Annotated in this window: 4 protein-coding genes; 1 reads left to right on the top strand and 3 read right to left on the bottom strand. The window is 72.7% G+C overall.

Features of this window, described 5'->3' with window-relative positions; translation table 11 throughout:
- Positions 1-77 precede the first annotated feature (77 nt).
- Positions 78-1,682, top strand: a complete 1,605-nt coding sequence (locus tag ACYVE9_RS15625) for an alpha/beta hydrolase (protein WP_461028455.1) — start codon at positions 78-80, stop codon at positions 1,680-1,682.
- A gap of 89 nt (positions 1,683-1,771) precedes the next feature.
- Here the strand turns inward: ACYVE9_RS15625 and moeZ are convergent, their stop codons facing one another.
- From moeZ to ACYVE9_RS15610, 3 genes are all read right to left on the bottom strand, one after another.
- Positions 1,772-2,950, bottom strand: a complete 1,179-nt coding sequence (moeZ, locus tag ACYVE9_RS15620) for an adenylyltransferase/sulfurtransferase MoeZ (protein ID WP_461028454.1) — start codon at positions 2,948-2,950, stop codon at positions 1,772-1,774.
- 65 nt (positions 2,951-3,015) lie between these two features.
- Positions 3,016-3,765: a spherulation-specific family 4 protein gene (locus ACYVE9_RS15615; RefSeq protein ID WP_461028453.1), complete on the bottom strand. Its 750-nt coding sequence runs from the start codon at positions 3,763-3,765 to the stop codon at positions 3,016-3,018.
- The gene (locus ACYVE9_RS15610) at positions 3,753-4,670 is read right to left on the bottom strand and encodes an NAD-dependent epimerase/dehydratase family protein (RefSeq protein ID WP_461028452.1); all 918 of its coding nucleotides are present in this window, start codon (positions 4,668-4,670) and stop codon (positions 3,753-3,755) included. Before ACYVE9_RS15610 ends, ACYVE9_RS15615 begins: the two co-directional genes overlap by 13 nt.
- Between the last annotated feature and the right edge of the window lie 233 nt (positions 4,671-4,903).

Below are 4,903 nucleotides of genomic sequence, written 5' to 3'. Positions count from 1 at the left end.
CGACGATGGCAGCCGGTCACGTCGTCAGCGCGGTCACGCCCGGGCACGCCCGGTCGCGTCGCCAGCAGGGAGCCCGCATGTCCGCAACCCGTCGCGGAGGCGCGGCGCTCGCCACCGCCGCCTGCCTGGTACTCGCCGGGTGTGGTGGCGGCCCTTCCGGGTCGCTGCCGGCCGAGCCGGTGAACCGGGCTGCCGACGATGCGGTGGACACCGGCGAGCTGCCGGCGGAACTCCGGGAGCAGCGGCTGTCGTGGCAGGACTGCCCGGCGCCGACAGCCGCGCAGGGCGGCGGCTCGGCACCGCTGCCGATGCCCGACGGCACTCCGTGGCAGTGCGCGACGCTGCGGGTGCCGCTGGACTACGACGAGCCGGACGGCGACACGCTGTCGCTGGCGATGGTCCGGGCCCGGACGAGGGCCGCCGACGGCGACCGGATCGGGTCGCTGGTCTTCAACTTCGGTGGTCCGGGCGGTTCCGGTGTCAGCACGCTGCCGGTCTCCGGCGCGGACTACGAGAAGCTGCACTCCCGCTACGACCTGGTCAGTTTTGATCCTCGCGGCGTGGGCCGCAGCGCCGGAGTGCGCTGCCTGGGCGACCGGGAACTGGACGAGTTCCACCAGGCGGCCGTACTGCCCACCGACCGCGCTGAGGGTGAGCGGCTTCTCGCCGAGCAGCAGCGGTACGCCGACGCGTGCGAGCGGAAGTCCGGCGCGGTGCTGCCGCACGTGGCCACCACCGACGCCGCCCGCGACCTGGACCTGATGCGCGAGGTCCTGGGCGACGACAGGCTGCACTACTTCGGGATCTCCTACGGCACCGAGCTGGGCGGCGTCTACGCGCACCTGTTCCCCGGCAGGGTGGGCCGGGCGGTCTTCGACGCGGTCGTCGACCCGTCGAAGACCCCGGCCGAGAGCGCGCTCGGGCAGGCCGAGGGATTCCAACTGGCGCTGACGAACTACCTCACCGCCTGCACGGAGACCGAGCAGTGCCCGCTGGGCGGCTCCGTCGAGCAGGGTCAGAGGAAGATCACCGACCTGCTGGCCGAGTTGGACGAGCGCCCGCTGCCCACCGCGGACCCGGACGGCCGCACCCTCAACAGTTCACTGGCCGCCGCCGGCATCGCGCTGTCGCTGTACTCGGACGACTTCTGGGGCGTGCTGACCGAGGGCCTGGAGGACGCGCTCGACAACAACGACGGCACGCTGCTGCTGCGACTGAGCGATCTGCTCAACGGACGCCAGGAGGACGGCCGGTACGACAACAGCCAGGCCGCGCTCACCGCGATCTCCTGCGCGGACGCGAAGCCGCGCTACGGCCTGGACGACATCCGCGCCCTGCTGCCGGAGTTCCGCAGGGCGTCGCCGGTCTTCGGTGAGCTGAGCGCGTGGGGCCTGGCGATGTGCCACGGCTGGCCGGTCGAGGGCGAGGCCGAGCACCCGGAGGTCAGCGCCGCCGGCGCCGCGCCGATCGTGGTGATCGGCAACACCGGCGACCCGGCGACGCCCTACGAGGGCGCGGCGAGCATGGCCCGCGCCCTCGGCGAGGACGTGGCGGTCCAGCTGACCTTCGAGGGCGAGGGGCACGGCGCGTACAACAGCGGCGACACCTGTGTGCGGCGGGCGGTGAACGCCTACCTGTTGGACGGTGAGGTGCCGAAGGACGGCACGACCTGCACGCCGTGAGGGGAAGCGCCCCGGAACGCACGGGAACGCACGAGGGGCCCGGACCCGCCGATGGTCGGCGGTGCGGGCCCCTCGGCCGGACGGGCGCGTCAGTAGACGGGCTTCTCCGGTTCGATCTGGTGGACCCAGCCGATGACGCCGCCGCCGACGTGCACGGCGTCGGCGAAGCCGGCGTTCTTCAGCACGGCCAGGACTTCCGCGGACCGGACACCCGTCTTGCAGTGCAAGACGATCTTCTTGTCCTGCGGCAGGTCCTGGAGCGCGGTGCCCACCAGGAACTCGTTCTTGGGCACGAGCCGGGCGCCGGGGATGGAGACGATCTCGTACTCGTTCGGCTCCCGGACGTCGATGACGTCGATGCTCTCGCCGGCGTCCATCCACTCCTTGAGCTGCGTGGGCGTGATCGTGGCGCCGGCCGCGGCCTCCTGGGCCTCCTCCGAGACCACACCGCAGAACGCCTCGTAGTCGATCAGCTCGGTGACCGTCGGGTTCTTGCCGCACACCGCGCACTCCGGGTCCTTGCGGACCTTGACCTGCCGGTACGTCATCTCCAGCGCGTCGTAGATCATCAGTCGGCCGAGCAGCGGCTCACCGATGCCGGCGAGCAGCTTGATGGCCTCGTTGACCTGGATCGAGCCGATGGAGGCGCACAGCACGCCCAGCACGCCGCCCTCGGCACAGGACGGCACCATGCCCGGCGGCGGCGGCTCCGGGTAGAGGCACCGGTAGCAGGGGCCGTGCTCGCTCCAGAAGACGGACGCCTGGCCGTCGAACCGGTAGATCGAGCCCCACACGTACGGCTTGTTGAGCAGCACGCACGCGTCGTTGACGAGGTAGCGGGTGGCGAAGTTGTCGGTGCCGTCCACGATCAGGTCGTACTCGGCGAACATCTCCATGACGTTCGACGAGTCGAGCCGCTCGTTGTGGATGTTGACCTTGGTGTACGGGTTGATGCCCAGCACCGTGTCCCGGGCGGACTCGGCCTTCGGCCGGCCGATGTCGGCCTGGCTGTGGATGATCTGGCGCTGGAGGTTCGACTCGTCGACCTCGTCGAACTCGACGATGCCGAGCGTGCCGACGCCTGCGGCGGCCAGGTACATCAGGGCCGGCGAACCGAGGCCGCCGGCGCCCACACAGAGCACCTTGGCGTTCTTCAGCCGCTTCTGGCCGTCCATCCCGACATCCGGGATGATCAGGTGGCGGGAGTACCTGCGGACCTCGTCGACGGTGAGCTCGGCGGCCGGCTCGACCAGGGGTGGCAGCGACACAGAGACCTCAGCAAGGGGTTGGTCGGTGGACGGTTGTTCTCCGCGTAACACTGCCACGCCCGATCTCATTCCGAGACACCCGGTCCGAGCTTCGAGACGATCTCGTCCCAGTAGCCGGGCAGGGCCTCCCAGGGGTCGAGTCCGCCGCGCCGCGTCCGGTCGGTGAAGTACACCGTTCCGGCGCCCTGCCAGCGGGCGACGCGCAGCGCCTCGTCCAGGTGCGTGCGCGGCACGCCGTGCACCAGGTGGCAGAAGCGGTCCGGCGGGTAGTCGGCCGTCCACTCGGCCACCTGCGACCAGCGGTAGTCCGTCCAGCCGCCGCGGAAGGTCACCACCTGGTCGGCGGCCTCCGCGTAGCCGGGGTGCGGGTGGGTGCCGGACGCCAGCACCAGGCGGACCTGCGGGCGGGTGGCCTCACCCAGGGCGCGCAGCGTGGTCAGCACCCGCCGGGTCTCCGGCAGCCCCTCGCCGCCGGTCGGTGGCCGGTCCAGGTAGAAGCCGTCCACCCCGTACCAGTCAAGGTAGCGGCGCCCCTCGGTGACCAGGTCACCGAACGGGCGGGTGCCGTGCCGGAGGTCGAGGTGGCCCAGCAGCGGCACCCCGGTCTCCCGCAGCCGGACCGCCGCCGCCAGGCAGTACCGGTCGGGACGGCCGCCGGGCCCGTCGGCGACGTTGAGCACCGCCCAGTGCAGCGGAGTGCCCGGCCGGGCCAGCTCCGCCCACTCCACCGGCGCGAGCATGGGGTGGGCACAGCCCGGCACCGCCATGCCGAGCCGGTCGACGGTGGGAGTGGGGAACGGAGTCAGATGCGGCATGCCGCCTCCATCCAGATGTCGGCCAGGGACTCCTCCAAGCCGGTGCGGGGCCGCCAGCCGAGCCGGTCCCGGGCGGTGCGCACGTCCGCCTGCTGCCACATGCCGCACCCGTCCGGGTAGGGCGGCGGCGGGGGGCCGGCGCCGAGGTGCGGCTCGTCGAGTTCGTGGATGGAACCGCTGAACCCGGCGACCCGCGCCAGCACGGCCGTCGCGTCGCGCAGCCGCACGGCCCGCCCGGTGCCGATGTTCACCACCCCCTGTGCCGCGGAGAGCGACGCGGCGTGCACGGCCCGGGCGACGTCGCGCACGTCCACGAAGTCCCGCTGCACGTTGAGGCCGCCGAGCCGCAGTTCGTGGTCGCCGTGCTGCATCGCCCGGCGCATCGACTCGGCGAGCCGGCCCAGCGGCGACCCGGCCGGCGTGCCCGGGCCGGCGAGGGAGAAGACGCGCAGCACGATCGCGTCCAGGCCGGAGCCCAGGACGAGTTCGGTGGCTGCGAGCTTGCTGACACCGTACGGCCCGCCGGGGCGGGGCACCGCGTCCTCTCCGGTGGACGAGCCGGGCTGCGAGGGCCCGTACTCGGCGGCGCACCCCAGGTGCACCAGGCGGGCGGTGCAGCTGCTCCGCCGCATCGACTCGCAGATGGTGGCGGTGGCCACCGTGTTGTGCCGGGTGAGTTCGCGGGCGCCGCCGCGGATCGCGCCGGCGCAGTTGATGACGACGCCGGGGTGGACCGCGTCCAGGAAGCGGGTGAGCGCCCCAGGACTGCCCGTGGAGAGGTCGAAGCGCACGTCCGAGTCGTCGCGCCGGCCCAGCGCGGTGAGCTGGACGGCCGGGTCGGCGAGCAGGCGGTCGGCGACGTATCGGCCGAGGAACCCGTTGGCTCCGAGCAGCAGCACCCTCATCGTGCCTCCTCCTGCGGTCGAACGGAGACGCCAGTGGCGCGCTGAACGGTCATCGGTTGAGCTCCCTGTCGGTGTGTGCGGCTGCTCACGGAAAGCAGCTCGGGTGAGGCGATCGGTGCGCGGCGCGGTCCGAAGGGCCGGGCCGGCCGCACGGTCGGGCGGTGCGAGTCCGGGTGAAGCGCGAGCGGGTGACCCGCCCGGGCTGTGGTCGGCGCGGGGGCGGTAGCGGCTGG

The organism is Streptomyces sparsus, assembly GCF_054776295.1.
This window is presented reverse-complemented; position numbering and strand designations above follow the sequence as displayed.

Excerpts from the sequence above, each read along its gene's own strand:
- ACYVE9_RS15615 (WP_461028453.1), bottom strand. The coding sequence starts at position 3,765 with ATGCCGCATCTGACTCCGTTCCCCACTCCCACCGTCGACCGGCTCGGC.
- ACYVE9_RS15625 (WP_461028455.1), top strand. The coding sequence starts at position 78 with ATGTCCGCAACCCGTCGCGGAGGCGCGGCGCTCGCCACCGCCGCCTGC.
- ACYVE9_RS15610 (WP_461028452.1), bottom strand. The coding sequence starts at position 4,670 with ATGAGGGTGCTGCTGCTCGGAGCCAACGGGTTCCTCGGCCGATACGTC.